At 33.3% G+C, this 25,530-nt stretch carries 21 protein-coding genes; 12 read left to right on the forward strand and 9 right to left on the reverse strand.

What is annotated here, in order from left to right:
- The 4 genes from ACUSJC_RS07015 to pbpC form a co-directional block, all read left to right on the forward strand.
- On the forward strand, nucleotides 1-238 hold a 238-nt coding region (locus tag ACUSJC_RS07015), incomplete at its 5' end, for a hypothetical protein (protein WP_449268852.1).
- Between the two features lie 450 nt (nucleotides 239-688).
- Complete coding sequence (locus ACUSJC_RS07020; protein WP_449268853.1) at nucleotides 689-2,332, forward strand: helix-turn-helix domain-containing protein; 1,644 nt, start codon at nucleotides 689-691, stop codon at nucleotides 2,330-2,332.
- 315 nt (nucleotides 2,333-2,647) lie between these two features.
- Nucleotides 2,648-6,535, forward strand: a complete 3,888-nt coding sequence (locus ACUSJC_RS07025) for an RCC1 domain-containing protein (protein WP_449268854.1) — start codon at nucleotides 2,648-2,650, stop codon at nucleotides 6,533-6,535.
- A 209-nt stretch (nucleotides 6,536-6,744) separates the two neighbouring features.
- Nucleotides 6,745-9,129 (forward strand): penicillin-binding protein 1C, encoded by a 2,385-nt coding sequence (gene pbpC, locus ACUSJC_RS07030; RefSeq protein WP_449268855.1) that lies wholly within the window; start codon nucleotides 6,745-6,747, stop codon nucleotides 9,127-9,129.
- Here the strand turns inward: pbpC and ACUSJC_RS07035 are convergent, their stop codons facing one another.
- The 4 genes from ACUSJC_RS07035 to ACUSJC_RS07050 all read right to left on the reverse strand — a co-directional run bounded on the left by ACUSJC_RS07035 (nucleotide 9,130) and on the right by ACUSJC_RS07050 (nucleotide 13,805).
- On the reverse strand, nucleotides 9,130-10,065 hold the full coding sequence (locus tag ACUSJC_RS07035; RefSeq protein WP_449268856.1) for a hypothetical protein: 936 nt from the start codon (nucleotides 10,063-10,065) through the stop codon (nucleotides 9,130-9,132).
- A 5-nt stretch (nucleotides 10,066-10,070) separates the two neighbouring features.
- Nucleotides 10,071-11,519, reverse strand: a complete 1,449-nt coding sequence (locus ACUSJC_RS07040) for an MBOAT family O-acyltransferase (protein ID WP_449268857.1) — start codon at nucleotides 11,517-11,519, stop codon at nucleotides 10,071-10,073.
- A 117-nt stretch (nucleotides 11,520-11,636) separates the two neighbouring features.
- Nucleotides 11,637-13,178 carry an Rne/Rng family ribonuclease gene (locus ACUSJC_RS07045; RefSeq protein ID WP_449268858.1) on the reverse strand — a complete coding sequence of 514 codons (1,542 nt, stop codon included), beginning with the start codon at nucleotides 13,176-13,178 and terminating at the stop codon, nucleotides 11,637-11,639.
- 321 nt (nucleotides 13,179-13,499) lie between these two features.
- Entirely contained in the window at nucleotides 13,500-13,805 is a 306-nt protein-coding gene (locus tag ACUSJC_RS07050) for an HU family DNA-binding protein (protein WP_449268949.1), read from the reverse strand.
- Nucleotides 13,806-13,924: 119 nt separating this feature from the next.
- Here ACUSJC_RS07050 and mutY point away from each other — a divergent pair, with 119 nt between their 5' ends.
- Genes mutY through gldD form a run of 4 tightly spaced genes read left to right on the forward strand, consistent with a single transcriptional unit; the run spans nucleotide 13,925 to nucleotide 17,335 of the window.
- Complete coding sequence (gene mutY, locus ACUSJC_RS07055; protein WP_449268859.1) at nucleotides 13,925-14,962, forward strand: A/G-specific adenine glycosylase; 1,038 nt, start codon at nucleotides 13,925-13,927, stop codon at nucleotides 14,960-14,962.
- 38 nt (nucleotides 14,963-15,000) lie between these two features.
- A complete protein-coding gene (locus ACUSJC_RS07060; protein ID WP_449268860.1) occupies nucleotides 15,001-15,447 on the forward strand; it encodes a single-stranded DNA-binding protein in 447 nt (148 codons plus the stop codon).
- A 22-nt stretch (nucleotides 15,448-15,469) separates the two neighbouring features.
- A complete protein-coding gene (locus tag ACUSJC_RS07065; protein WP_449268861.1) occupies nucleotides 15,470-16,765 on the forward strand; it encodes a gliding motility-associated protein GldE in 1,296 nt (431 codons plus the stop codon).
- An 18-nt stretch (nucleotides 16,766-16,783) separates the two neighbouring features.
- Nucleotides 16,784-17,335 carry a gliding motility lipoprotein GldD gene (gene gldD / locus ACUSJC_RS07070; RefSeq protein ID WP_449268862.1) on the forward strand — a complete coding sequence of 184 codons (552 nt, stop codon included), beginning with the start codon at nucleotides 16,784-16,786 and terminating at the stop codon, nucleotides 17,333-17,335.
- Nucleotides 17,336-17,390: 55 nt separating this feature from the next.
- Here the strand turns inward: gldD and ACUSJC_RS07075 are convergent, their stop codons facing one another.
- Entirely contained in the window at nucleotides 17,391-17,774 is a 384-nt protein-coding gene (locus ACUSJC_RS07075; RefSeq protein WP_449268863.1) for a heavy-metal-associated domain-containing protein, read from the reverse strand.
- Nucleotides 17,775-17,873: 99 nt separating this feature from the next.
- Here ACUSJC_RS07075 and ACUSJC_RS07080 point away from each other — a divergent pair, with 99 nt between their 5' ends.
- A complete protein-coding gene (locus tag ACUSJC_RS07080) occupies nucleotides 17,874-18,743 on the forward strand; it encodes a DMT family transporter (protein ID WP_449268864.1) in 870 nt (289 codons plus the stop codon).
- A 47-nt stretch (nucleotides 18,744-18,790) separates the two neighbouring features.
- Here the strand turns inward: ACUSJC_RS07080 and ACUSJC_RS07085 are convergent, their stop codons facing one another.
- Nucleotides 18,791-20,842 carry a M16 family metallopeptidase gene (locus tag ACUSJC_RS07085; RefSeq protein ID WP_449268865.1) on the reverse strand — a complete coding sequence of 684 codons (2,052 nt, stop codon included), beginning with the start codon at nucleotides 20,840-20,842 and terminating at the stop codon, nucleotides 18,791-18,793.
- A 6-nt stretch (nucleotides 20,843-20,848) separates the two neighbouring features.
- On the reverse strand, nucleotides 20,849-22,174 hold the full coding sequence (locus ACUSJC_RS07090; protein ID WP_449268866.1) for a M16 family metallopeptidase: 1,326 nt from the start codon (nucleotides 22,172-22,174) through the stop codon (nucleotides 20,849-20,851).
- A 179-nt stretch (nucleotides 22,175-22,353) separates the two neighbouring features.
- On the opposite strand from ACUSJC_RS07090, the gene rplU reads away from it, so the two are divergent.
- Nucleotides 22,354-22,971 carry a 50S ribosomal protein L21 gene (rplU, locus tag ACUSJC_RS07095; RefSeq protein WP_449268867.1) on the forward strand — a complete coding sequence of 206 codons (618 nt, stop codon included), beginning with the start codon at nucleotides 22,354-22,356 and terminating at the stop codon, nucleotides 22,969-22,971.
- Nucleotides 22,972-23,002: 31 nt separating this feature from the next.
- Complete coding sequence (rpmA, locus tag ACUSJC_RS07100; protein WP_449268868.1) at nucleotides 23,003-23,263, forward strand: 50S ribosomal protein L27; 261 nt, start codon at nucleotides 23,003-23,005, stop codon at nucleotides 23,261-23,263.
- Between the two features lie 78 nt (nucleotides 23,264-23,341).
- On the opposite strand, the gene ACUSJC_RS07105 is transcribed toward rpmA, so the two are convergent.
- Both ACUSJC_RS07105 and rbfA read right to left on the reverse strand, forming a co-directional pair.
- Nucleotides 23,342-24,538: an ABC transporter permease gene (locus ACUSJC_RS07105; protein WP_449268869.1), complete on the reverse strand. Its 1,197-nt coding sequence runs from the start codon at nucleotides 24,536-24,538 to the stop codon at nucleotides 23,342-23,344.
- 1 nt (nucleotide 24,539) lies between these two features.
- Nucleotides 24,540-24,932 carry a 30S ribosome-binding factor RbfA gene (rbfA, locus tag ACUSJC_RS07110; protein ID WP_449268870.1) on the reverse strand — a complete coding sequence of 131 codons (393 nt, stop codon included), beginning with the start codon at nucleotides 24,930-24,932 and terminating at the stop codon, nucleotides 24,540-24,542.
- A gap of 158 nt (nucleotides 24,933-25,090) precedes the next feature.
- Here rbfA and mce point away from each other — a divergent pair, with 158 nt between their 5' ends.
- Nucleotides 25,091-25,492, forward strand: coding sequence for a methylmalonyl-CoA epimerase (gene mce / locus ACUSJC_RS07115; RefSeq protein ID WP_449268871.1), 402 nt, complete (start codon nucleotides 25,091-25,093; stop codon nucleotides 25,490-25,492).
- Nucleotides 25,493-25,530 lie beyond the last annotated feature (38 nt).

Consider the following 25,530-nt stretch of genomic DNA (forward strand, 5'->3'; position numbering starts at 1 on the left):
CGCATTAAGACCAATTGACAAACCAACCGGTGATGCAATAAAATTTAATGATTTAACAGACGGAGCTTACAAAATCGAGCTAACTCTTTCTAATGAAAAAGCACCAAGAGTTTATAAATTCAATGTAAAAAACAATAAAATAGTTTACATCGATGAACAAGACAGAACTAAAATGACCGATCCTACCAGATTAATTGAAGGATGGAATGATTTTGTTTGGTTGAAATTAGAAAAATAATCACAAAAGAGGTGTAATTGTTTATAAAAATATGGTTTGTAGAAATGCAATTTTTAAAAAATAAATAAAAACACTAGATTTACACCTCTTTTTTCTAATTAATTCACAATTATTTATACTCACTTATGAGAAAACTTTATTTAACTGTTATAGCTTTTATTTTATCAGTTTTTTTGAACAAACCTATGATTATACATTTACAATACTTCTAATTTTGGAATTGAATGTAATTTCGTTGGTTAAGTAAAAAAGTTTCGGTTAAATTTTAAGCATATAAAAACAAATGAAAATGATAAAAGCTATTTTATAGAATGATTTTCTAAAAAGGTGTAGTTTTCTTTTATTCTAGCTAGCAATAATTTTCAGTTTGAATTTCTAATTTTCAAGATGTATAAATTTATTTTTTCTATCATACTATTATTCTTTATTAATTTGATATTTGCTCAGGAATTGAGTGAATCAGAAATTAGTAGAACCCGAAGTATTCAGGAAAATCTTATTTCAAATCCTGAAAAAGCTTACACTGAAGCTTTAGAAATTAGTAATTCTAAAAATGAACTGTTTAGTTTTTATGGTAAATATTACATTGCTAATTATTTTTATAACAAATCAGAGTTTATTTATTCTAAAGAACTTCTTGTATTACTTATAAATGATATTGAAAAAAGTAAGATTGATAAATCAAGCAAAGTGTACCAAGGTTTGATTGGAATGTGTGTTAACAAGCTTTTTTACATCCATAAAAATTTAGGTGAGTACGACATGGCATTATTATATCTTGATAAATATAAAATGAGTGTGCCTGATAATCATTTTAATGAACAATATGGATTAATAAAAGTAGCAATGGGAGATTATGTAAATGGAATTGCTTTGTTAAAGAGAGAGTTAAAGACTACACCACATTTAAAATTAGGAGTTGGTGAAAAAAAAGTAATGAACAATAAATTATTTGCAGATAAATATAACATCATAGGCGCAGCCTATCAAGAGTATTATATTAAATCAAAAAAAAATGTTTTGTTAGATTCTGCAAATCATTACTTTAAAGTAGCTGCAATACTGATGTTACAAGATAATTTTTATCCTGATTACACAAAAGCTTTGTTGAGTATGCGAGAAGCAAAAAGTGCAGCTTTGGCTGGGAATTATGATAAATCATTGTCTTTATATAGAAATGGAAAAAAGTATCCCGTTATTCATGATAATATAAGAACGGAACAGTTGTTTGATTTAGGAATGGCTGATTGTTTTCATCATTTAAAACAAGTTGATTCAGCACTTTTCTATTGTAAGAAGTATGAAGAAAGCTATCAAATAACTAAGGTTTCAAAGGAGAATCTATTAATGGCTTATAATATTATGACACAATGTTATAGTGAAAAAAAAGACACTGAAAATGCTTATCTCTATGCTCGAAAAAGTTTAGAATTAATTAAATCAATAGAAGAAATAAAAAGTAAATCTTTAAATTTTCTTCATGATTACGATTTAAATAAAATAAAAGAAGAGTCTAACAAAATTATTGCTTCAAGGGATTATTTTAAAATTTCTCTCTATAGCATTTTAATTATTTTAGTTGTGGTAGTTTCTAGTTTTTACTATTATCATAAACGGCAAAAAGAAAAACACATTCGATTTTTAAAAATTATTCAAAATCTAAAAGAAACTCAAGCTTCAAATAGTAATAATCTGCAAAATGATAAAATTGAAACGCAAGCAAAACAATCAATTGATGAAGATCTTATTGAAAAGATAACAATAGGTCTAAAAAAATTAGAACAAAAAGAAACTTTTTTAGATCCAAATTTCAAGTTGGCTTTTGTGGCAAAAAAATTAAACACAAATACAGCATATTTGTCACAATATTTTAATCAAGAGATGCAAAAAACTTTTTCAGAATATACACAAGAATTACGAATTCATTATGTGCTTCAAAAGTTGAAAGACTCAGATTATTTTCGTAAATACACCTTGCAAGCTATTGCAGAAGAAGTAGGTTATAAAGATGCGAATACTCTTGTTCGTGTTTTTAAAAAGCAAACAGGACTTTCTCCTAACTATTACATTGGAAGATTGAAGAATACAGATTAAATATCTAAAAATCAAAAGTATATGCTATGTTTGGTTATCTGATTATTTATAAATAGTCAAATTAACAAACTGGATGAATACTTCTATTCTGATATTTTTGCTTTAAGATTAAATAAAATAATAAATAGTTCCAACAGAAGAACAAAATAGAACTAAAAAGAGAATCCTACTTGATTAATTGAAGAGGGATGATTTTTTCGATTAAAATCAAAAAAATAAAAACAATGAGAGGCTCAATAGCTTTAATAATAAAGTTAAAATGAAAGTCGTTTGAGTCTCTTTTATATCTACATAATAATATTATAGATCATAAAAATGAAAAAAACAATTACTTTATTTTTATTTTTGATGCTCTTTTTCTCAGCGTCAAAAATTTCTGCTCAGTGTACAACGGGCAGCCAATATCCTGTCGGGATTTTTCAAGCCACTGGTGCAGCTGGCTCAAACACTATTAACTCCGATGCAAGAACTGGTGAATATACCTATGTGCATATTGAACCATCGAAGTACTATACTTTTTCGACATCCGTATCTACTGATTATATAACAATTACTAATGATACAGGTACACAAGTAATTACTTCTGGCGTTACACCTGTAAGCTTTGTTTCTGTTTACAATCAAACGGTTCGATATTACATTCATCAAAACGCACAATGCGAAACTACTAATCAGTTTGTAAGAGCAAGAAAAGTAACATGGGTTACTGCACCACCTTGTTTAGATCCAACACCTGCTGGTGTAACTAACATTACTCCAATATCGTGTACTATAAATTTAACGCCACCCTCCACTGCGCCTACATTTGGTTATGATGCTTATGTAAGTACTTCATCAACTACGCCAGGAGAAACAGTGCCTACAAGTGATTCAACTACAAGTTCAATTTTAGTTACCAATTTAAATCCAGATACTACATATCATTATTGGCTTCGTGCTGATTGCCAATATCAAAAAGGAGAATGGATTTATGGAGGAACTTTTACAACGATCTCATCATTGCTTTGTAATAGTGCCTATTATGGTATTTATCCTTCGGCTACAATTACGCCTGATTGTAATGGAAGTGATGAGTGGTTTGCAACTAATGTCATGAATGGAAGTTTTTCTAATATAGCTGTTGTTCCAAATACTGAATATGTCTTTAAAACTAATTATAGTACCGATTTTATTACCATTACGAATGCTCTAGGAACAGTCGTTTTAGCAAGTGGTGCAACGCCTGTAACCTGGAATTCTGGCTCTACATCTGGGGTAGTTCGTTTTTATTCTCATGATAATGCCCAGTGCGGGTATGGTACTTCTACAGGAAGTCCGCGTAATAAATATGTAAATTGTATTACATCATCTGTTACTTGTATGCCTCCTTCTAATTTGGCAGTAGCCAACATTACTTCCAATTCAATAAGAATGTCTTGGACTGCTCCAACTAGTGTGCCGAGTAATGGTTATGAAATTTATATCATCACAACAAATACCGCTCCAACAGTAAATAGCACTGCGACACTTACTAATACTGATACAACTATAGATATTAATGGTTTAACAGCCGGTGTTACCTATTATTATTGGATACGATCTAATTGTGGTTCAGAAAAAAGTAGTTGGGCTTCGGGTGGCTCTTTCACAATGAACCAGTCACTAAGTTGCAATGGAGCTATTTATGGTTTGTATCCTAATACTACTTTTACGCCTTCATGTACTGGAAGTAACGAGACAATTGTTTCTGATGCTTATGCTGGCGAATATTCAAATGTAAACATAGCTGCAAACCAACAATATGTGTTCTCTTCTTCTGTAGGCACTGATTTTATTTCGATTACTAATAGTACGGGAACCTCAATTTTGGCAAGTGGTCAAACGCCATTAAGCTGGTCTTCTGGTACGAATACAGGTGTGGTACGCTATTATCTACATTCTAATTCCAGTTGTGGTTCGCAAGGTGCCAATAGAGTAAAATATATGCAATGTGCTACGTCATCAAGTTGTGGTTTGCCTACTCAATTATCGGTTTCTAATATTACATCAAATTCTTGCAGATTGAACTGGACAGCGCCAGCAACTACGCCGACTAATTATGATATTTATATTATTACAAGTAATACTGCGCCAACAAGTACCACAACAGCTTCTGCAACAACTACATCGGCTGGTGTAGGAGTATTGAGCGGAATATCGGCAGCAACGACTTATTATTATTGGATACGATCAAATTGTAATGGAACAAAAAGTGCTTGGGTTTCCGGAGGAAGTTTTACGACACTTGCAGCACTCACTTGTAACAGTGCAACTTATGGTTTATATCCGAATGCAACCTTTACTCCAACCTGTAATGGTAGTTTACAACAAATTGTAGACGATGCTTATGCTGGCGAATATTCAAATGTAAATGTATCTTCAAATAAACAATATACTTTCACTAGTTCAGTTACTACTGATTATATCACTATTACCAATGGAGATGGAACAGTAGTTTTAGCAAGTGGAGTAACACCTTTGGTTTGGAATTCCACTACCACATCAGGAGTTATAAGATACTATTTTAGTGCAAATGCAAATTGTGGAGCTCAAAATACAGAAAGAGTTCGTTCAATAAAATGTCAGGATAGTACTCCAACTTGTAACCCTCCAGGACAATTTTGGACAGAGAATATTACAGCAACAACTGCAATACTTAACTGGACATCAGCAACACCAACACCAGATACGTATTTGTATTTATATAATACGGAACCTACAATTGGTGGAATTGATGGTAATACAACTTCAACTTCTGCTAATATTGACAACTTATCTCCAAATACTGATTACCATTGGTGGGTAGCTTCAGTTTGTGGTAACGACCAAACAGAATGGGTGTATTGCGGTTCATTTACAACACTTTCTAATACTTTAAGCTGTTGGGAAACTATCAGTGCAGGTTATACACATTCAGTAGGAATAAGAACAGATGGAACATTGTGGGCTTGGGGAGATAATGGTTATGGACAATTGGGAGATGGTACAACAATTGCCAAAAGTACTCCAACTCAAATAGGCACAGCGAACAATTGGCAAAGTGTTTCGGCAAGTGGTGGTTTCACTTTAGCAATTAAAGCAGATGGAACATTATGGGCATGGGGAAATAATACCTTTGGTCAATTAGGAGATGGTACAACAACAAATAAAACTACTCCAACCCAAATTGGAACATCAACGAACTGGATTAGAGTTACTACTGGAGAGGGATTTGCTTTAGCAATAAGAGATAATGGTGCACTTTGGGCATGGGGAAATAATAATTTTGGTCAATTAGGCGACGGAACAACTGTAAACAAAACTACTCCAACACAAATCGGAACAGATACTAGTTGGTTAAAAATTGCTGCAGGATCTGGTTTTTCATTAGCTATTAAAATGAATGGTACACTTTGGACATGGGGTAGCAATACTGATGGTCAACTTGGAAATGGAACGACCAATAACGCAACAGTTCCTACTCAAATAGGTACAGATGATGATTGGGCTGATGTAGCTGCAGGGTATAATCATTCTGTGGGTAAAAAGTTAAATGGACTTCTTCTTACATGGGGGAATAATGCGTATGGGCAACTTGGAGATGGTACCAATACCAATCGATTAACTCCAGTTTCTATTTTTGATCAAGTACAAAATATAGATGCCGGATGGAATTATACGGTAGGAACAATCACTTATGGAAATATGTTTTACACAGGTGAAAATACCTATGGTCAATTAGGTGATGGTACAACAAATAATACTAATTTGATTACTGTAACAAATTCTAATAATCATGAGTTAATTTCAGCAGGAGCATATCACACTTTTTCGTTAAATACTGATGCATCTTTAAGTGTGTGCGGATTAAACGGACAAGGAAGATTAGGAGATGGTACAACAAATAATAGTTCCAACTTAATTTTACTTGAATGTTCAGCTAGTACATTGTCTAATGAAGAATTTAACAGAGTTTCAAAATGGAACATTTATCCAAATCCGGTAAATAATGTGTTGAATGTTTCTTTTGATGAAAATATAGCAAACATCTCTATTTATAATTTGTTAGGACAAGAAGTGATTTATAAAACGATTAATGCAAATCAAGGTTCTGTTGATGTTTCAAACTTAGCAGCAGGAACGTACTTGATAAGAGTAACTTCTCATAATGAAGAAGTGAAAACATTAAAAATTATTAAAGAGTAAGTAAGCGCTATTAATTTTTTAGTTAAGTGAAAACCCTAAACTCCAATTGGAGTTTAGGGTTTTTTTATTTGTAAGCAATGAAAAAGGACATCCAAAAAGGTTGAAAAAAACAGATCGCTATTTTGATTAAACTTTACTATTTTTGAAATACAAAATCTTTATAAATACAATTTATCAAAACAGAGACAACAACTGTATCAAGAAAAAAAATGCTTTCTAAAAAAGTAATAGGATTAATTCTGAAAATCAAAAAGATATTTCTTTCAAATTCCGGAAAAATCATTGTAGGATTTATTTTGTTGACAATATATTATTTTTCGTTGCCACGAAATTTATTCAATGATTCTTATGCTACAGTTGTGGAAAGTAGTAACGGGCAGTTTTTGGGAGCCAAAATTGCAAAAGACGGGCAATGGCGTTTTCCGGAAAGTGATAGTGTTCCTTATAAATTTCAAAAATGTATTGTTGCTTTTGAAGACCAATATTTTTACAAACACATTGGTTTTAATCCTGTGGCAATGCTTCATGCTTTCCAACAAAACAGGGCAGCTGGAAAAGTAGTTCGCGGTGGAAGTACGTTAACCCAACAAGTCATTCGTCTGCATCGAAAAAATGCCGAAAGAAGTTATTTTGAAAAACTTTTGGAAGTCATCTTGGCGACTCGTTTAGAGTTTCGCTATACCAAAGATGAGGTGTTAAATTTATATGCGTCGCATGCGCCATTTGGTGGAAATGTAGTAGGATTAGAAATGGCTTCTTGGCGTTATTTCGGTTTACAACCGCATCAATTGTCTTGGGCAGAAGCCGCTACTTTAGCTGTTTTACCCAACGCACCGAGATTAATTTATCCGGGAAAAAATCAGGAAATTTTGTTGCAAAAGCGCAATCGGTTACTGAAGAAACTTTGGCAACAAAATACAATAGATAAAGAAACGTACGATTTGGCTTTGTTAGAACCGCTTCCGCAAAAACCATATGCCATTCCTAAAATAGCCTCTCATTTAACGGAAAAAATTAATACAGAAAAGCAAGGACAAAAAATAACCACAACTATTGATCATACGTTGCAAGAACGAGTAAACGAAATTGTAGCACAATATTACAATTCTTTTCGTCAAAATAAAGTCTATAATATGGCGGTGTTAGTGGTTGATGTAAAATCTAGAAAAGTGCTTTCTTATGTCGGGAATACACCAACGGACAAAGAGCATCAAAAAGATGTCGATGTGATTCAAGCACCAAGAAGTACGGGTAGTATTTTAAAACCCTTTTTGTATGCTGCCATGCTCGATGAAGGCGAATTGCTTCCGAATACTTTGGTTCCTGATATTCCAACGCAAATTAGTGGTTATTCACCACAAAATTATAACTATACGTTCGATGGCGCTGTTCCTGCCAGTAGAGCATTGGCACGTTCACTGAATATTCCGGCTGTTTTGATGCTAAAAGAGTATTCTGTAAATCGATTATATGAAAAGCTTCAGAAGTTAAAACAGCATTCTATTAATCGTCATCCGTCACATTATGGTTTGTCGTTGATTTTGGGTGGTGCCGAATCTAGTTTGTGGGACTTGTGCGGAGCCTATGCTTACATGGCTTCAACGTTGAATCACTTTACGACAAAGCAAGATTTGTACAGAAGTAAGGAAATGACTTTGCTCCGATACATCACTGACGAACCGATTGATTTTGGAATAGAAAAAAGTGAAAAGAATATTTACGGAGCCGGAGCTATTTGGCAAACCTTTAATGCAATGAAGGAAGTCAACCGACCAGAAGGTGACGAGGCATGGCGTTTTTATGATTCGTCATTGGAAATTGCTTGGAAAACAGGAACTAGTTTTGGCGGAAGAGATGCGTGGGCTATTGGCGTAAATCCTGATTATGTTGTGGGTGTTTGGGTAGGAAATGCTACTGGAGAAGGCCGTCCGTTATTGACTGGTGTGGAAAGTGCAGCGCCCGTTTTGTTTGATGTCTTTAGAACGTTGCCAAAAGGAAAATGGTTTGCCCAACCGTTTAATGATATGGAAAAAGTAATGGTTTGTGAACAATCGGGGTATTTAGTACAAGAAAATTGTCCGATTGTTGAGCAATGGATTCCTAAAACGTCTAAAAAAACAGAGACATGTCCGTACCATAAAATCATTCATTTGGATAAAAACCTTCAGTTTACCGTAAACAGCAGTTGTGAAAGTATTGATAATATGGTTTCCAAATCTTGGTTTATTTTACCTCCGGTAATGGAATGGTATTATAAAAGCAAGCATGTAGATTATGTTCCGGTACCACCATTGCGGGAAGATTGCAAAGATGCCAATGCAAAGCCAAGAATGGCATTTATTTACCCCAATGAGTTTACCAAAATTATCTTGACGAAAGATTTTAACGGAATCGAACAACCTGTGATCCTGAAAGTAGCGCACTCTAATCCGGAAGCAGAACTTTTTTGGTATGTTGATGACCAATTTTTGGGAACAACTAAAACGTTTCATGAACAATCATTAATAACTACAAATGGACAGCATTTGATTACTGTTGTAGATGAAGACGGAAACGAAATTAAGCAACGAATTAGTGTTGAAAGGAGCCGATAATCAATGTGTATTTTGCGATTTTATCCATTCAGCTATGTTTTTTGAAATTTCTTTTCCTGATGTTTTATATAAATGATTCCCATCGATAAAAGTACAATCGGCAGTTGTCGAAGTTAAATCGAGATAAGCATCAGCCAAAGGAACTAAAGAATTCATCTTAGTATTGAAATCTGGAATTAATTTTTGATCTAACGCCATCATTTTCGGATGAACCGGAAGTCTTACTAAATATACTTTTCCGTGTTTCTTTAAAAATTGAATCGTTTGTTTCAGATAGTTTAATCGTAAGTTTGAGAACTGAAATTGAGGTAGAATATTATTCTTATAATCTTCAATTTGATGAGTTACACGTTTGTTAAGTTCAACAGAATCCATCGGAACAAAAAGTTCGAGCCAACCATCTTCATGCAAAAAGGCTTTAGGTTTATCCTTTCCCAGAACTTTATAGAAAAATTTATTAGTGAAAATAGTGTAAAATTGACCTTGAAGATTTTTTAATAAATATTCATAGTTAGGATGCTGATTCATATTTGATGTATTACCCAAACAAAGGGTAAGTTCTCTAAAGTGAATACTGTCATTTGGATTTTCCGTTTTTGAAGAAATACTCCAAGGATCAACTGAAAGAATAAAAATTCCGTCTTTAGTATTAAAGTCTAGTTTTTTTTGGATACTGTGTAAATATGTTGGTCCATAAGGACTTTGTTCAATAGTGAATGCAAAATTATAAAGTGATGTATTCAAAATGCTGTCAAAAATTTTAGGTTGTAAACCTTGTGCTGCTCTGGAAGTTCCTAAAATGAAGCTTTTTTGTTTTGGACTGGTAAATTTTAAATAAGAAGAATCCGTTGTACCATCGGCAAAGGAAATACAAAGGAAGAAAGCTAAAAGTAGCAAACAAACAAAAAATAGTATTTTCAGAATGAATTTTTTCATGCGAATTAGAATTGAAAATAGATAAATTCTTGTTTAGAACCGCTAAAAAGCAGAATAATGATTCCAAGTAAAAGATAAAAGATCCAACGAATCAATCGATTCCATTTCAAACCTGTTTTCTCTAAAGCAAAAGTTTCTTTTCTGCCTATCCATTCTATTAAAATAAACAAAAAAAGAAAAGCAGCTATAACTAAAGATTCTCTTTTTCTGTCGAAAGAAGGAATTTGGAAGAAAGAACGAGAAAATAGGCCATTTAGGTATGTTAAAGCTTGATGTATATTTTTTGCGCGAAAGAAAATCCATGTTAGAACAACAATTCCAAATGTGAATAACATTTGAATACATTCTTTTAAACTGGGAAAAAATGAATTCTCGGCAACAGTATTCAGATAAGTTCTGTTTGTTTTGGAGAGTAACAACGGTAAAAAGAATAAAGCATGTAAACATCCCCAAACAATAAATGTCCAATTGGCTCCGTGCCAAAATCCGCTTACGACAAAAATGATAAAAGTATTTCTTATCTTATTAACCGTATTTCCACGGCTTCCGCCAAGGGGAATGTAAAGATAATCTCTAAACCAGGTAGACAAAGAAATATGCCATCTGCGCCAAAACTCTGCAATGTTTCTGGAAAAATAAGGAAAGTTGAAATTCTGCATCAAATCAAAGCCAAAAAGACGAGAAGTCCCGATGGCAATATCTGAATATCCTGAAAAGTCACCATAAATTTGAAAAGTAAAAAATAAGGCGCCTAAGAACAAGGTACTTCCGTTAAAAGCTTCCGGATTTTGGAAAATTTGATCGGTATATTCAGCACAACTATCCGCAATTACTACTTTCTTGAATAGACCCCATAAAATTTGGCGACAGCCAGTAATAGTTTTTTCGTAGTCAAATTTTCGCTTTTGATAAAATTGAGGCAATAGATGTGTTGCTCGTTCAATAGGTCCTGCAACAAGTTGAGGAAAGAAACTGACAAATGCCGAAAAAGCAATAAAGTTATGAGTCGGTTTTAGTTTTTTCCGGTAAACATCTATAGTATAACTTAGTGTTTGAAAGGTGTAAAAACTAATTCCGACAGGCAAAATAATATTCAGAGAACTAGCTTTTAAAGAATACCCAAACAGAGAAAAGGCAGTAATAAAGTTCTCAACAAAGAAATTGAAATATTTAAAAAAAGCCAACATTCCCAGATTAGTCAAAATACTGATCCAAAGGAGAATTTTTCGGTTGAATTTTCTATGCTCTTTTTCTAATAGTAAACCAATGCTGTAGTCAATTCCTGTGCTTAAAAAAATAAGAAATAAGAAACGCCAATCCCACCAGCCATAAAAAACATAACTGGCAACAACAATTAAAAAATTCTGAAGCTTTAGTTTTTTAGCAAAAATAAACCAGTACAAAACAAAAACTATAGGCAAAAAGAGAGCAAAGTCAAAGGAGTTAAAAAGCATTTGTAGTACTAATTAAGTATTTTTTCAGATTTTAAAAATAAAGATTTTATACGAATGAATACTAGAAAGTATTCAATAAAAAAATCCGTTACTCAATAAAGAATAACGGATTTTAAGTTATTTAATTTCATTTCCTTCTTTGTCAAAGAAATGATATTCTAAATACGTGTAAGCGTCACGAGGTATAACTTTCACCCATCGTTTGTGTTCAAAATACCATTTTGAACGAACGGATGGAAAACCTTTTGTAAGGTATGCTGCCACAAAAGGGTGTGTGTTTAATACAATCTTTTTATGGTCTTTTATAATTCTTTCTAGGTCAGCTTCTATCTTGTCAATAATTAAAATTGGAGCTTCAATTTCCCCGTTTTCATTCGGGTCTTCCTCTCTTGTTTTAATGTGAACTTCAGGTCTGACTCTTTGTCTAGTAATTTGTATTAAACCAAATTTACTAGGAGGCAAGATTTTGTGTTTAGCCTTATCGTCACTCATTTCTTCTTTTAAGAAATCATATAGTTTTTTTCTATTGTCTGCATTTTGCATATCAATAAAATCGACAACAATGATTCCGCCCATGTCTCGAAGTCTTAACTGACGTGCAATTTCTGCAGCTGCAATTAAGTTTACTTCTAAAGCTGTTTCTTCTTGACTTTGAGCTTTGTTGGAGCGATTTCCGCTATTGACATCAATTACGTGTAAAGCTTCGGTGTGCTCAATAATGAGATAAGCTCCTTTGCTCATGGAAACAGTACGACCAAAAGACGTTTTAATTTGTCGCTCTATGTGGTATTTCTCAAAAAGCGGTACTTCTTTTGATTGATAGTGTTTTACGATAGACACTTTATCCGGAGCTATCTCTTGCAGATAGTCCTTCGTTTGTAAATACAATTCCTCTTCGTCAACATGAATTCCGGTGAAAGTATCATTAAAAACATCTCTTAAAATGGAAGATGCTTTGTTGAGTTCACCTAATACTTTTGACGGATGATGAGCCGTTTGCAATCTTTTGCACATAGCAGACCAACGATCGATTAGATTTTGCAAATCACGATCAAGTTCAGCTACTTTTTTGCCTTCGGCTACCGTACGGACAATTACGCCGAATCCTTTTGGTTTAATGGATTGAACCAGTCGTTTTAAACGTTCTTTTTCTTCTTTGGAAACGATTTTTTGAGAAACCGAAACGCGATCTGAAAAGGGAACTAAAACCACATATCTTCCTGCTAAAGAAATCTCAGAACTGATTCTTGGACCTTTAGTAGAAATAGGCTCTTTCACAATTTGTACTAAAACTGACTGGTTAGCACTTAAAACATCGTTTATGCTACCATTTTTGTCAATTTCAGGTTCAAAAGGAAAATTTTTGAGTGAAAAGTCTTTTGTTTTACCTGCGCTTACAAGTTTAAGAAATTTCATTAAAGAAGATAAATTCGGACCTAAATCATGATAATGTAAAAAGGCATCTTTTTCATAGCCTACATTTACAAAAGCAGCGTTCAATCCGGGAACTGGTTTTCTGATTTTAGCAATAAAAATATCGCCAACTTGAAACTGTGCTCCTTTTTCTTCTTCTTTATGTAATTCTATTAGTTTTCCATCTTTTAACAAGGCAAAATCTACGGCATCAGAACTGGAACGAATAATTAATTCTTTGTTCATGCGGTACATTTTTATCCCAACTATTGAGTTTGTAGTTGTGGGTTATAGTTTGCAGTTCAGGAACTTATAACTTTTTACTCACAGCTTTTAACTAAATTGAAAGGATGGATTAAACAATTTTTACAGGTATTTTACCCGGAGAATTGGTGTTTTTGCCAATTCATTTCAAAGAACTCTAAAAAAAGAAAAGTAGTTTTAAACTACTTTTTCTTTTTGTGACGGTTAGCTCTCGCTCTCTTCTTACGTTTGTGAGTTGCTACCTTATGTCTTTTTCTCTTTTTACCACTTGGCATAACTTTGTTGGTTTAGATTAATAAATAATTATACGGTTACTTCAGTTTTTGTTTTTACTCCTTCAACAAATACTTTAGCAGGTTTAAATGCAGGAATGTTGTGTGCAGGAATTTTGATTGTAGTGTTTTTTGAAATGTTTCTACCTGTCTTTTCAGCTCTTGTTTTGATGATAAAGCTTCCAAAACCTCTTAGGTAAACATTATCCCCAGTTTCTAATGAATTTTTCACTTCTTCCATGAAAGATTCAACTGTTGCTTGAACGTCATTTTTTTCAAGACCTAGTTTTTCAGAAATTTTCGCTACGATATCTGCTTTCGTCATTTTCTTTCGTATTAATATTTTGTGTTCATTTTTAGAGTGTGCAAATATACAAATTAAAAAAACAATAAATCAACCTTAATTAATTAAAATTTAACTGCTAAAGTTTTAATTTTGTTTTTCAAATTAAAAAAATGGATTTTTCTAACTCTTTAGTTGATTGGTATTTACAAAATAAGCGCGATTTACCTTGGCGAAAAACACAAAATCCTTACCATATTTGGCTGTCTGAGATTATGTTACAACAAACACGAGTAGCACAAGGATTGCCTTATTACTTGGCTTTTGTTGAAGCTTTTCCAACAGTTCATGATTTAGCAAAGGCTCATGAAGAGCAGGTTCTGAAATTGTGGCAAGGCTTGGGGTATTATTCTCGTGCTCGAAATTTACATGCAACCGCTCAATATATAAGTAGAGATTTAAACGGAAAGTTCCCGGATAACTACAATGATTTGTTACAATTAAAAGGAGTAGGGGAATATACTGCTGCTGCTATTGCTTCTATTTCTTTTGGAGAAGATGTGGCAGTTGTTGATGGAAATGTTTTTCGGGTTTTGGCACGTTATTTTGGAGTGGAGTCAGATATTGCACAATCTAAAACTAAAAAAGAGTTTCAGGAATTAGCCGATAGTTTGTTGCCAAAAGGTAAAGCTGCGTTATTCAATCAAGCGATTATGGAGTTTGGAGCGACACAATGTTCGCCTAAAAGTCCGGATTGCTCGGTTTGTCCTTTAAATAGTAGTTGTTTCGCTTTGCAAAAAAAGAGAGTGGACGAATTACCTGTAAAATCCAAAAAGCTAAAAGTTAAAAATAGATACTTTAATTATATAATAGTAAGCGACAGCGAAGGGAATTTTCTTGTCGAAAAAAGAACAGCAAAAGGAATTTGGCATAATTTATATGAGTTTCCTTTGCTAGAAACAGAAACGGAAATTTCGATAGACGAAACTCAAGCAAAAATTCTTCAGCAATATGAGAATGCAACGGTCGCATTTTTGGAACAAGCTTCTGTAATTCATAAACTATCACATCAACATTTGAATATTCGATTTTTTCAAGTAGAATTAAAGACTGAACTCGCCGACGCTATTTCATTTGATCGCTTATTGAAACTGCCTTTCCCTATAGTGTTGCACAATTTTATTACAGCAAACTATAGTGAGGTATTCTAAAAAATACTATATTTGATTTACTCAAACACTTACACGCCATGAACGGAACAGTAAATAAAGTACTTTTGATAGGACATTTAGGAGACGAAGTTAAGATGCATTATTTTGAAGGAGGAAACTGTATAGGTCGTTTTCCTTTGGCAACTAACGAAGTTTACATCAATAAAACAACGGGTGAAAAAATCACTTCTACCGAATGGCATAATATAGTAGTACGCAATAAAGCTGCAGAAATTTGTGAAAAATACCTTTCTAAAGGAGACAAAATTTATATTGAAGGCCGCATTAAATCACGTCAGTGGCAAGCGGAAGATGGTAATACTAAATATACTACCGAAATTCAAGTGACTGAATTCACTTTTTTAACTACTAAAAAAGATCCGGAAGCTAACACCAAACAAAACTTTAAAGCAAGTGAGTTAGAATCTCCGAAAAACACTAATTTTGACGACGCAAACTTAGGTAATGACGATTTGCCTTTTTAATGTTTAACTAATACGTACTAATTTGGACTCGGACCCTTCCAGTTTTTTTTCTACTATTGATTTTGAAATGCTAACCGGAATGTTAGCTGTTTTTATTCTGCTTATTTGTTCTGCCTTTATATCAGGTTCAGAAGTTGCCCTTTTTTCACTTTCTCAAAAAGACATTGACGATTTAGAGCATGAAGATTTAAACAAAGGAAGTTTAATTTCGGATTTGCTGAATAGACCCAAACAGCTTTTGGCTACTATTTTGGTGGCCAATAACTTTATTAATATAGGTGTAGTTATTATATTTTCTTCTTTTAGCGAAAGGCTTTTTGGAGGAGTGCACTCTGGATTACTTCGTTTTGTACTGGAAGTAGTTGTGGTTACCTTCTTGATTTTGCTTTTTGGTGAAGTTTTGCCTAAAATTTATGCCAATAGGAATAACGTCACTTTTGCTAAGATCGTTCTGATTCCGGTTTCTCTTTTGTTTAAAATTTTGGCTCCGGTGACTATTCCCATGCGTAACATTACATTGTATATCGAAAAGAAATTTAGTGTGCAAAAGACTAATTTTTCGGTAGACCAATTGTCTCAAGCTTTAGAATTGACCAATCAGGAGGAAACTACTGTTGAGGAACAAAAACTGTTAGAAGGAATTGTTTCTTTCGGAAATACTGAAGTTCGTCAGGTAATGAGTCCGCGCATCGATATTTTTGCGTTGGATATCGAAGAAACTTTTGACGAGGTTTTGCCTAAAATAATTGATAAAGGATATTCCCGAATTCCGGTTTATAAAGAAAATATTGATCAAATCGAAGGTGTTTTGTTTATCAAAGATTTGATTCCGCATATTGATGAAAAGAAAGATTTCAATTGGCAAAGTTTAATTCGAGATCCGTTTTTTATTCCGGAAAACAAAAAACTTGACAATTTGTTGAAAGAGTTTCAAGGAATGAAAAACCACTTGGCTATTGTGGTTGATGAGTACGGAGGAACTTCCGGATTGATTTCGTTGGAAGATATTTTGGAAGAAATCGTGGGCGATATTAGCGACGAATTTGATGATGAAGATCTAGTGTATTCGCAAATTGATGATAAGAATTATGTTTTTGACGGGAAAATTAGTTTAAAGGATTTCTTTAGAATCGTTGAAGTTGATGAAGATTTGTTTGAACAAGCCAAAGGGGAAGCGGAAACTTTAGCTGGATTTATTCTTGAAATCTCAGGAAACTTTCCTAAAAAAGGGCAAAAAATACCATTTGGACTATGTGTGTTTACCATCGAAAGTTTAGATAAGCGAAGAATAAAACAAATAAAAGTTACGTTATCGTAAATATTGAAAGTTTTAAAAATGAAAAAAATAATACTATTAGCTTTTATTGGAATAGGATTACAATCTTGCGGTGATGAAACATTACCTAAGCCAAAAGCGCAATTGCGATTAGAATATCCGAATCCGACTTATGGGAAGTTAGAAGGAAGTTGTCCGTTTACTTTTGATATTAATAATGAGACTAAAATAAAGGGAAATGAAAACTGTTCTTTTGAGGTACATTATCCTAAAATGAAAGCTACAGTTTATGTTACCTATAAAAAAGTGGATAATAATATAGAACAATTGCTTAAAGATGCTCAAAAATTAACCTATGATCATGCCGTAAAAGCAGATGAGATTAGTGCGCAACCTTATATTGATAAGAATAGGAAAGTATATGGTATGTTCTCGGAAGTAGGCGGTAATGCAGCAACAAATGCACAGTTTTATGTAACCGATAGTACGAAGAATTTTTTAGTAGGAAGCATGTATTTTTATGCAAAACCTAATTTTGATTCTATTTTACCGGCTGCCAGTTATGTGAAAGATGATATTAGGAGAATAATGGAAACCGTTAAATGGAAATAATAAAAACATAAAAACCACTTTTAAAGTGGTTTTTATGTTTTTATAGCGTTAAAAATTATGCCTTTGGATTTACTTGCATATCGCTAACTGTATACGTATCGCCACCAGCAACACCTTCTACAGTTGTTTTTATACTTTCAGCAGATTGTTTATTGGCATCAAAAACAACTGTTGCTTTTTTCTCTTCAAAGTTTACTTTAGCCTCTTCTACACCTTCTAAACCAGAAAGTTTGCTTTCAATAGTTTTAGCACAACCAATTTCGCAAGTCATACCGTCAATTGTAAAGCTAGCAGTTTCTACTTTTGCAGGAGCATTATTTTCGGCAACAACTTCTATTTTGTTAGTTGCAACTTCAGCGGTTTGTTCTGCTTCTTTTTTACAGCTTACTAAGGCTACTGTTGAAAGAACTATTAGGGAGACAACTTTTATTTTTTTCATAACAAATTGAAATTAAATGTAAAAATATCAACAAAAATACAAAATTTAGAAACCTATTTGAAAATAAAGTTGGAATTTTGGTCTTTGAAAACATTAAATATGGGTAAAAATAACTTAAAATGGTATTTATTAGCTTTCTTAGGGTGTGTCTGGGGAAGTTCTTTTATTTTAATGCAATTGGGATTAAAAGGAGTTAATCCGATTCAATTAGGAGCTTTGCGAATAATTTTTGCTGGCATATTCTTATTGATAATAGGATTTAAGCATTTGACGAAGATTCCATCCTATAAATGGAAATATATAGCATTAACTGCTTTGTGCGGAACATTCGTCCCTGTTTTTTTATTTGCTACTGCATTGTCTAAAATTGATGGTTCTATAAGTTCTATCTTGAATTCGTTAACACCGCTAAATACATTGTTAGTCGGTTTGTTGTTTTTTAAAATTCCGGTAGAACGCCGACAGTTTTTTGGAGTAGGATTAGGTTTTGTGGGTTGTGTTCTATTGGTGTTGTTTGGAAATGGTCATGGATCAACGGAAAATCACCTGTATGCTGTTTTGATTGTTGTCGCATCACTGTTCTATGGTACTAATGTGAATTTGATAAAGAAATATTTGTCCGATTTACATCCGCTTACCATTAGTGCCGGAAATTTTGCGATTATGATAATACCCGCTTTAGGAGTGTTGTATTTTTCTGATTTTTTTACTATAGTTGAAGAACCTAAAGTACAAACTTCTTTGTTGTTTATTTGTATTTTGGGAATGGTAGGAACAGGAATTTCTAATATTATTTTTTTTAAATTAATTCAGATTTCTTCTCCGGTTTTTGCATCTTCAGTTACTTATATAATTCCTGTAGTGGCTATTTTTTTAGGAACTGTCTTTATGGAAGAAAGTATGAATGTAATGCAGATATTTGGAGCAATTGTCGTTTTAATAGGCGTTTATTTTTCGAGTAGAAAATAAAAAAGGGTTTCCATCGGAAACCCTTTTTTGTGTATTTTTTTGATTTCTTATTCAAAATCAGCATCTTTTACACCTTCATTGATTTTTACATCAGTTGTGGTAAAGTCAATATCCATTCCTACGCTTAGAGTAGTGTTATATGGGAACTTGATTCCTTTTACTTCAACATAATTGTCGTAATAAGTAAATTGAGTCATTTTTTGTCCCATTTGTTCCATATCTTTAGATTCGGCAACTTTTAATCCTGATTTTACGTCATAATAATAAGTTGTTTCTCCTTTTTGAATGGCATAAGTATCTTTGTCTTTAATAACCTCAATGCCTTTTAATGTAATTGAAGGGTTGTCTAATAATTTCAATTCTTTGAAAGTCCCTGCAGATTCTTGCATTTGTTTCAAATCATCACCTGTTATGTCCATTCGTTGTCCTTGGTTAACGGTATAAGCAGATTTTTGTGTGATAACAGTTTTAGAAACAACCATTCCCATCATGCTTATTTCTGCTAAAAATTTGTCTTTAGCAGCTTTTGTTGTCATGTCAAGAGCTTGTCCTTGAATTGTAGCTTTTGAAAAAGTAGCAACTGTTTTCACTTTTTGTAAAGCTTCTAAACCACCAATTGCCTTAATGTGATTTTCAATTACTGTTTTAGCAGTAACTCCAGCTGGAATCGGTTTTTTTACAACGGGCTTCTCAGTTGGATTACCATATTTATCAAAATAGAAAATAGGTAATTTATCTGATTTACTCAAAGCTTCAAGGTTTGGTAATACATCGGCAGCTTTTCCGACAATGATAACTCTGGTCTTGTTTGCTAAAAAGTATTTTTGAGCAGCATTTAAAACATCTTGAGCTGTTACAGCATTGATATTTTGCATATATTTTTCGTAGAAATCATCCGGTAAATTTTGTGTTTCTTTGTTTAATGCATAACGAGCAATTGTTGCTGGTTTTTCAATTTGCATTACGAAGTTACCAATGTATTTTGCCTTAGCATTTCTTAATTCTTCATCAGAAACTAATTCACTTCCGATTTTTTTCAATTCATTGAATATTTCAACTACAGCACTATCAGTAACGGTGTTGCGAACAGAAGCTCCTGATCTGAATTTGTTGATGTATTTCCCGGCATTTATAGAAGAGTAAGAACCGTAAGTCCAACCGTGTTTTTCGCGTAAGTTCAAGAATAAACGACCTTCACCGCCACCACCTAAAATTTGGTTAGCCATTAAAACTGCAAAATAATCTTTGTCAGTCATTTTTAAGCTAGAAAGATTTACTAGCGCAATTTCAGATTGAACCGCATTAGGAGCGTCAATAAAGTTGATTTGACTATATTGGACATCTTTAGGATCTACATATTCAATTTTAGGAGCGGTAGCTTTTTTCCATTTTCCAAAAAGCTTTTCTACTTCTTTTTTTGTTTTCTTGAAATTAACATCCCCTACAATTACTAAATAAGCGTTTCCTGGAACAAAATATTGATTGTAGTTAGATTTTACATCGGCTAAAGAAACGTTTTTTAAAGTTTCTTCTGAAACGAATTCTCCTTTATAATGTGTTTTACCGAAAGTTAATACGTTTTCAACACGTCTGGCGATTGATGGAACACTTTTTTCGTCTGCTTTTAACCCTTCAACTATTTTGTCTTTTTCTTTGTCGAATTCTTCTTGTGTAAATACAGGGTTTAAAGCTCCGTCAGCCATTAGCTCAAGAATTCTGGAAGAATAGCGGGAAAGTCCGCTTGCAGAAGCTCCTTCTGACCAAAATCTTAGATCTGCTCCTAAGAAGTCAATCTCTTCGTTAAAAGCATCTTTAGAAATGTTTTCGGTTCCATTTCCTAACATTGATCCTAACAAATCAGTTACTCCTTTTTTATCGCCTTCAGCATAAGGAGCGTTATCTAATGTTAAGGTGTAAGAAACTCTTGGTAGTTTGTGGTTTTCTACAATCAATACTTTTAAACCGTTTTTTAAAGTAAAACTTTCCGGTTTTTTGATATTAATAGTCGGAGCCGGACCTGATTTCGGCATAGGTCTGTCTTGTGCTTGCATTGTTACTGTTAATAATAAGCAGGTTGCAATATATACTATTTTCTTCATTTCGTCTTAGTTTTGAGTTTTTTCGCTAGCCGGTACATAATCTAAAACCATTCTTTGGTTTGGTTTTAAATACTTGTTAGCCACTTCTTTGATTTCTTCTCTTGTAATAGAACGGTAAATGTCAATTTCTGTATTGATTAATTTGATGTCTCCATATAAAAGATAATATGTTGCCAGATTATTAGCAATACCTTCAACACTAGCATTGCTGTTTACATATTGACTTTCAAATTTATTTTGAAGTTTTTCGTAATCTTTCTCAGAAATTAATTCAGTTTGAAGTTTAGCGATTTCTTCATCAATTTCTTTCATTAAATCTTCTTCCGAGGTTTGTCCCATTGGTAAACTATAAATGAAATACATTCCATAGTCTTCTTGACTGTAGTTAAACGCACCAATCTGAAGCGCCATTTTTTTGTTATCAACTAACTTTTTGTAAAGTTTAGAGCTTTTACCATCCGATAAATAAGATGAAATCATATCAAGAGCTCTGGCGTCACGAGTTTTCATAGACGGAGTTCTGTAACATGCAACATACATTGGGATTTGAATATTAGGATCTTCCCAAGTAGCTTTAAATGAAGTTGTGATCGGAGCTTCTTCGTATGTTTTACGAGTTACAGGAGTTCCTTTAGGAATAGTGCTGAAATATTTGTTAATCCATTCTTTAGCCTGAGCCGTATCAAATTGACCTGCTACTACTAAAACAGCATTGTTAGGAATGTAGAATTTTTTATTAAAAGCTTGGAACTCTTCTAAAGTTGCTGCATCTAAATGTTCCATTTCTCCGATAGTTGTCCAACGGTATGGGTGAACTTTGAACATATTTTGCTTTACAGCTTTAATTAGGTTTCCGTAAGGTTGGTTGTCAACGCGTAATCTTTTTTCTTCTTTTACTACTTCATTTTGAGTGTCAACACCAATCTGATTAATTACCGGATGCATCAAACGTTCTGATTCCATCCAAATAGCTAATTCTAAATTGTTTGAAGGGAATACCTCATAATAGTATGTTCTGTCATCAGTAGTGTTAGCGTTGTTTTGACCTCCGTTAGCCGTAACAATTTTAAACCACTCACCACGCTCAATGTTTTTAGTTCCTTCAAATAAAAGGTGTTCGAAAAAGTGAGCAAAACCTGTTCTGTCTGGTTGTTCGTCTTTTGCGCCAACATGATACATAACTGATGTTACTACCACTGGAGCTGAATTGTCCTGATGAAGAACAACGTGCAATCCATTGGCTAAATCATATTCTTCATAAGCTACCTTTTGCGCATGGGCAGCTCCTCCAAGCAATAGTGCAGTACTCAAAGCCATTAAAGATTTTTTCATAAATTATATTTTGATTAAAAAACGTTTTTAATTTGTTGCAATTTCTGACTTTTTGTTACAACTAAGGGGCTTTTTTTGTGTTTTTTAACGAAAAAAGAGGTGTTGGTCTTTTAAGTGTTGGAAATTAAATAATTAGTTGTATATTTGCATCCTTGAAATTTTAACTAAAATTCATTTGTATGTACGCAATCGTAGAGATAGCAGGGCAACAATTTAAAGTAAGCAAAGACCAAAAAGTTTTTGTACACCGTTTAGCTAGTGCTGAAGGAGACAAAGTTTCTTTCGATAAAGTACTTTTGTTAGACGAGAATGGTGCAGTAACTTTAGGCGCCCCAGCTATAGAAGGTGCTTCTGTTGAAGCCAAAGTTTTACAACATGTAAAAGGTGACAAAGTAATCGTTTTCAAAAAGAAAAGAAGAAAAGGTTACAAAAAGAAAAATGGTCACAGACAATCATTAACTCAAATTATCATTGAAGGTATTGTAGCTTCAGGAGCTCCTAAAAAAGCTGCTGCGCCAAAAGCAAAAGCTGCTGCTAAAAAAGGTGATGACTTGAAAAAAATCGAAGGTATCGGACCTAAAGCTGCTGAGGTTTTAGTAGCTGCTGGAATTGATACTTATGCTAAATTAGCTGAAACTTCTGCTGAAACTGTGAAAGGTTTCTTAGATGCAGCTGAGGCTAAAGTACAACATTTAGATCCTACTACTTGGGCTCAACAAGCGCAATTGGCTGCTGACGGTAAGTGGGACGAATTACAGAAATTACAAGATGAATTAAACGGTGGAAAAGCTGTTTGATTTGAGTATTAACTTTTAAAATCAAAACGTCATGGCTCACAAGAAAGGTGTCGGTAGTTCGAAGAACGGTAGAGAATCAGAATCGAAACGTTTAGGCGTTAAAATTTACGGTGGTCAAGCAGCTATCGCTGGTAACATCATCGTTAGACAAAGAGGTTCTAAACATAACCCAGGTGAAAATGTTTACATGGGGAAAGATCATACTTTACACGCAAAAGTTGACGGTATTGTTCAGTTTCAAAAGAAAAAAGATAATAAGTCTTATGTTACTGTAGTTCCGTTTGAAGCTTAATTATAAGTGTAAAACAAAGAAAAAGGAGTTGTAATATTTTACAACTCCTTTTTTTTATGCTTTTTATTGAGATGAAAATTATTTTAAAAAGTTTGATACGCTTCGGCTTGCAATCAAAGAAGCTAAGTAACCTAAAATAATGATTGTGATGCTAACTAGTAAGATGTTTTGGGCATCAAAAACAACTGGATAAGCTAAATTAGAAGTAATCATAATTAAACTGAATTGTTGTTGTAGAATGACTAAAATAACGCCTAAAAACAGACCTAGTAAGCCTCCTCCGAAAGTAATGAGTAAACCTTGGAATAAAAAGATTCGAGCAATATCTTTTTTTAAGCAACCAAGAGAAAGTAAGGTCTTTAAATTGTTTTTCTTGTCGATAATCATCATAATTAGAGCTCCGACTAAATTAAATAAAGCTACAATGATAACTAAGGTGAAAATCAAATAAACAATCAGATTTTCAGAATTAAGCATTTTATATAAAGCATCATTTAGTTGAGCTCTGTTTTTTATGATAATATGATTTTTGAAAATGGAATTCAGTTCGTTGATGGCATCTTTTTCATTTGCTTCGTCTTTTAACTGAAACTCAATAAAACTGATTTGATTGTTTTTTAAAGAGAGTAGGCTTTGAGCTAAAGACAAGTCGCAAAAAATGTATTTGTTGTCTAAGTCTTCATTAATGCTGAAAATTCCGGTAGGAGCCAGTTTCTTCACTGTAAAAGCATCTTGTAAATCATCAATGGCTCCTTTTCCTGCTTTGGGTACATAGACTTCTAAAGCGTTGGTGAAATCGAATAAACCCATATTGAGTTTTCTGCTGATTTCTGATCCTACAACGACTTCATTGGAATTTCTTTCAACCCAATTGCCAACGTATAGATGTTTTTTGATCTGAGTCACTTTGTCAAAAGATGAATCTACTCCTTTAATGTAAGCCACTTGCTCTTTGTTGTTGTAGTAAAAAAGAACGCGTTCTTCAGTGGTTTTGCTAAAATGACTGAAAAAAGAGCTTTCTAGTAATTGTTTTTCTATTTCCGGAGTAATTGTCAAAGTTTTTCCTTGTAGCGGTTGAATCCTTAAGTCAGGATCGGTGTCGTTGGTAAAACTTAAACTGAAATCACGTAAACCGCTAAAAACCGATAGTACTACAAAAAGAGCCATTGCGCTTGCAATAATTCCTAAAGAAGCAATAATAGTAATAATGTTTATTGCCGAATTTTTACTAAAGGAAATGCTGTATCGCTTGGCTATGTAAAGAGGAAAATTCAAATTACGATTTTTTTCTTTTGTATAACAATCCAGGGTCTTTTACCGGATTTTCTTCTCCGGTTAAAGCCTTGTCTATTTTTTCAATATAGTCTAAGCTGTCATCAATATAAAAGACAAGTGTTGGAACTTTTCGTAATTGATTTTTTACACGTTGCGCTAAATCATTTTTAATTAACGGAGCGTTAGATTTAACTGCGGCTAAAATTTCTGGGCCTTTATCCGATGGGAAAACGCTTAAAAATACTTTGGCGATAGATAAATCAGAAGTTACATTAACTCTCGAAACCGAAATAATAAGGTTATGGACGCCGTTTTTTCTCACTTCACCTTGTAGAATGTCTACTAAATCATTCTGTAATAAACTGCCTATTTTCTTTTGTCTGTTTGTTTCCATGATGCAAAAATACATAAAAAGTAACTTAGTTTTTTCAGGAGCAAAACTTTGTTTTATTTTTGTAGTCCATTTTCCCGCTGTTCGCACTACAAACCTAATGGTTTGGGTAGTTAGCTTCCATCGGGGCTAGTGATTAAACCTTAAAACTTTTGTAAGTTATGAATAAAATAGAACACATAGGGATTGCAGTTAAAGATTTAAAAGTGTCAAATCTTGTTTTTGAGAAACTTTTTGGGCAACCTGCTTATAAAGAAGAGGAAGTGGAGAGTGAAGGAGTGAAGACTTCTTTTTTCATGAATGGACCAAATAAAATTGAGCTTTTAGAAGCAACTAAGGAAGATAGTCCTATTGCTAAGTTTATAGAAAAAAAAGGCGAGGGGGTTCATCACATTGCTTTTGATGTTACAGATATTGTGGTTGAAATAGCAAGGTTAAAAGAAGAAGGTTTTGTGGTGTTAAATGAGACGCCTAAGAAAGGAGCGGATAATAAATTAGTGGCTTTTTTGCATCCTAAAACCACGAATGGGGTTTTAATTGAACTTTGTCAGGAAATAAAATAAAAAAATCTTGCAATAAATAGAAATTAGTATTAATATTG

The organism is Flavobacterium sp. U410, assembly GCF_053570605.1.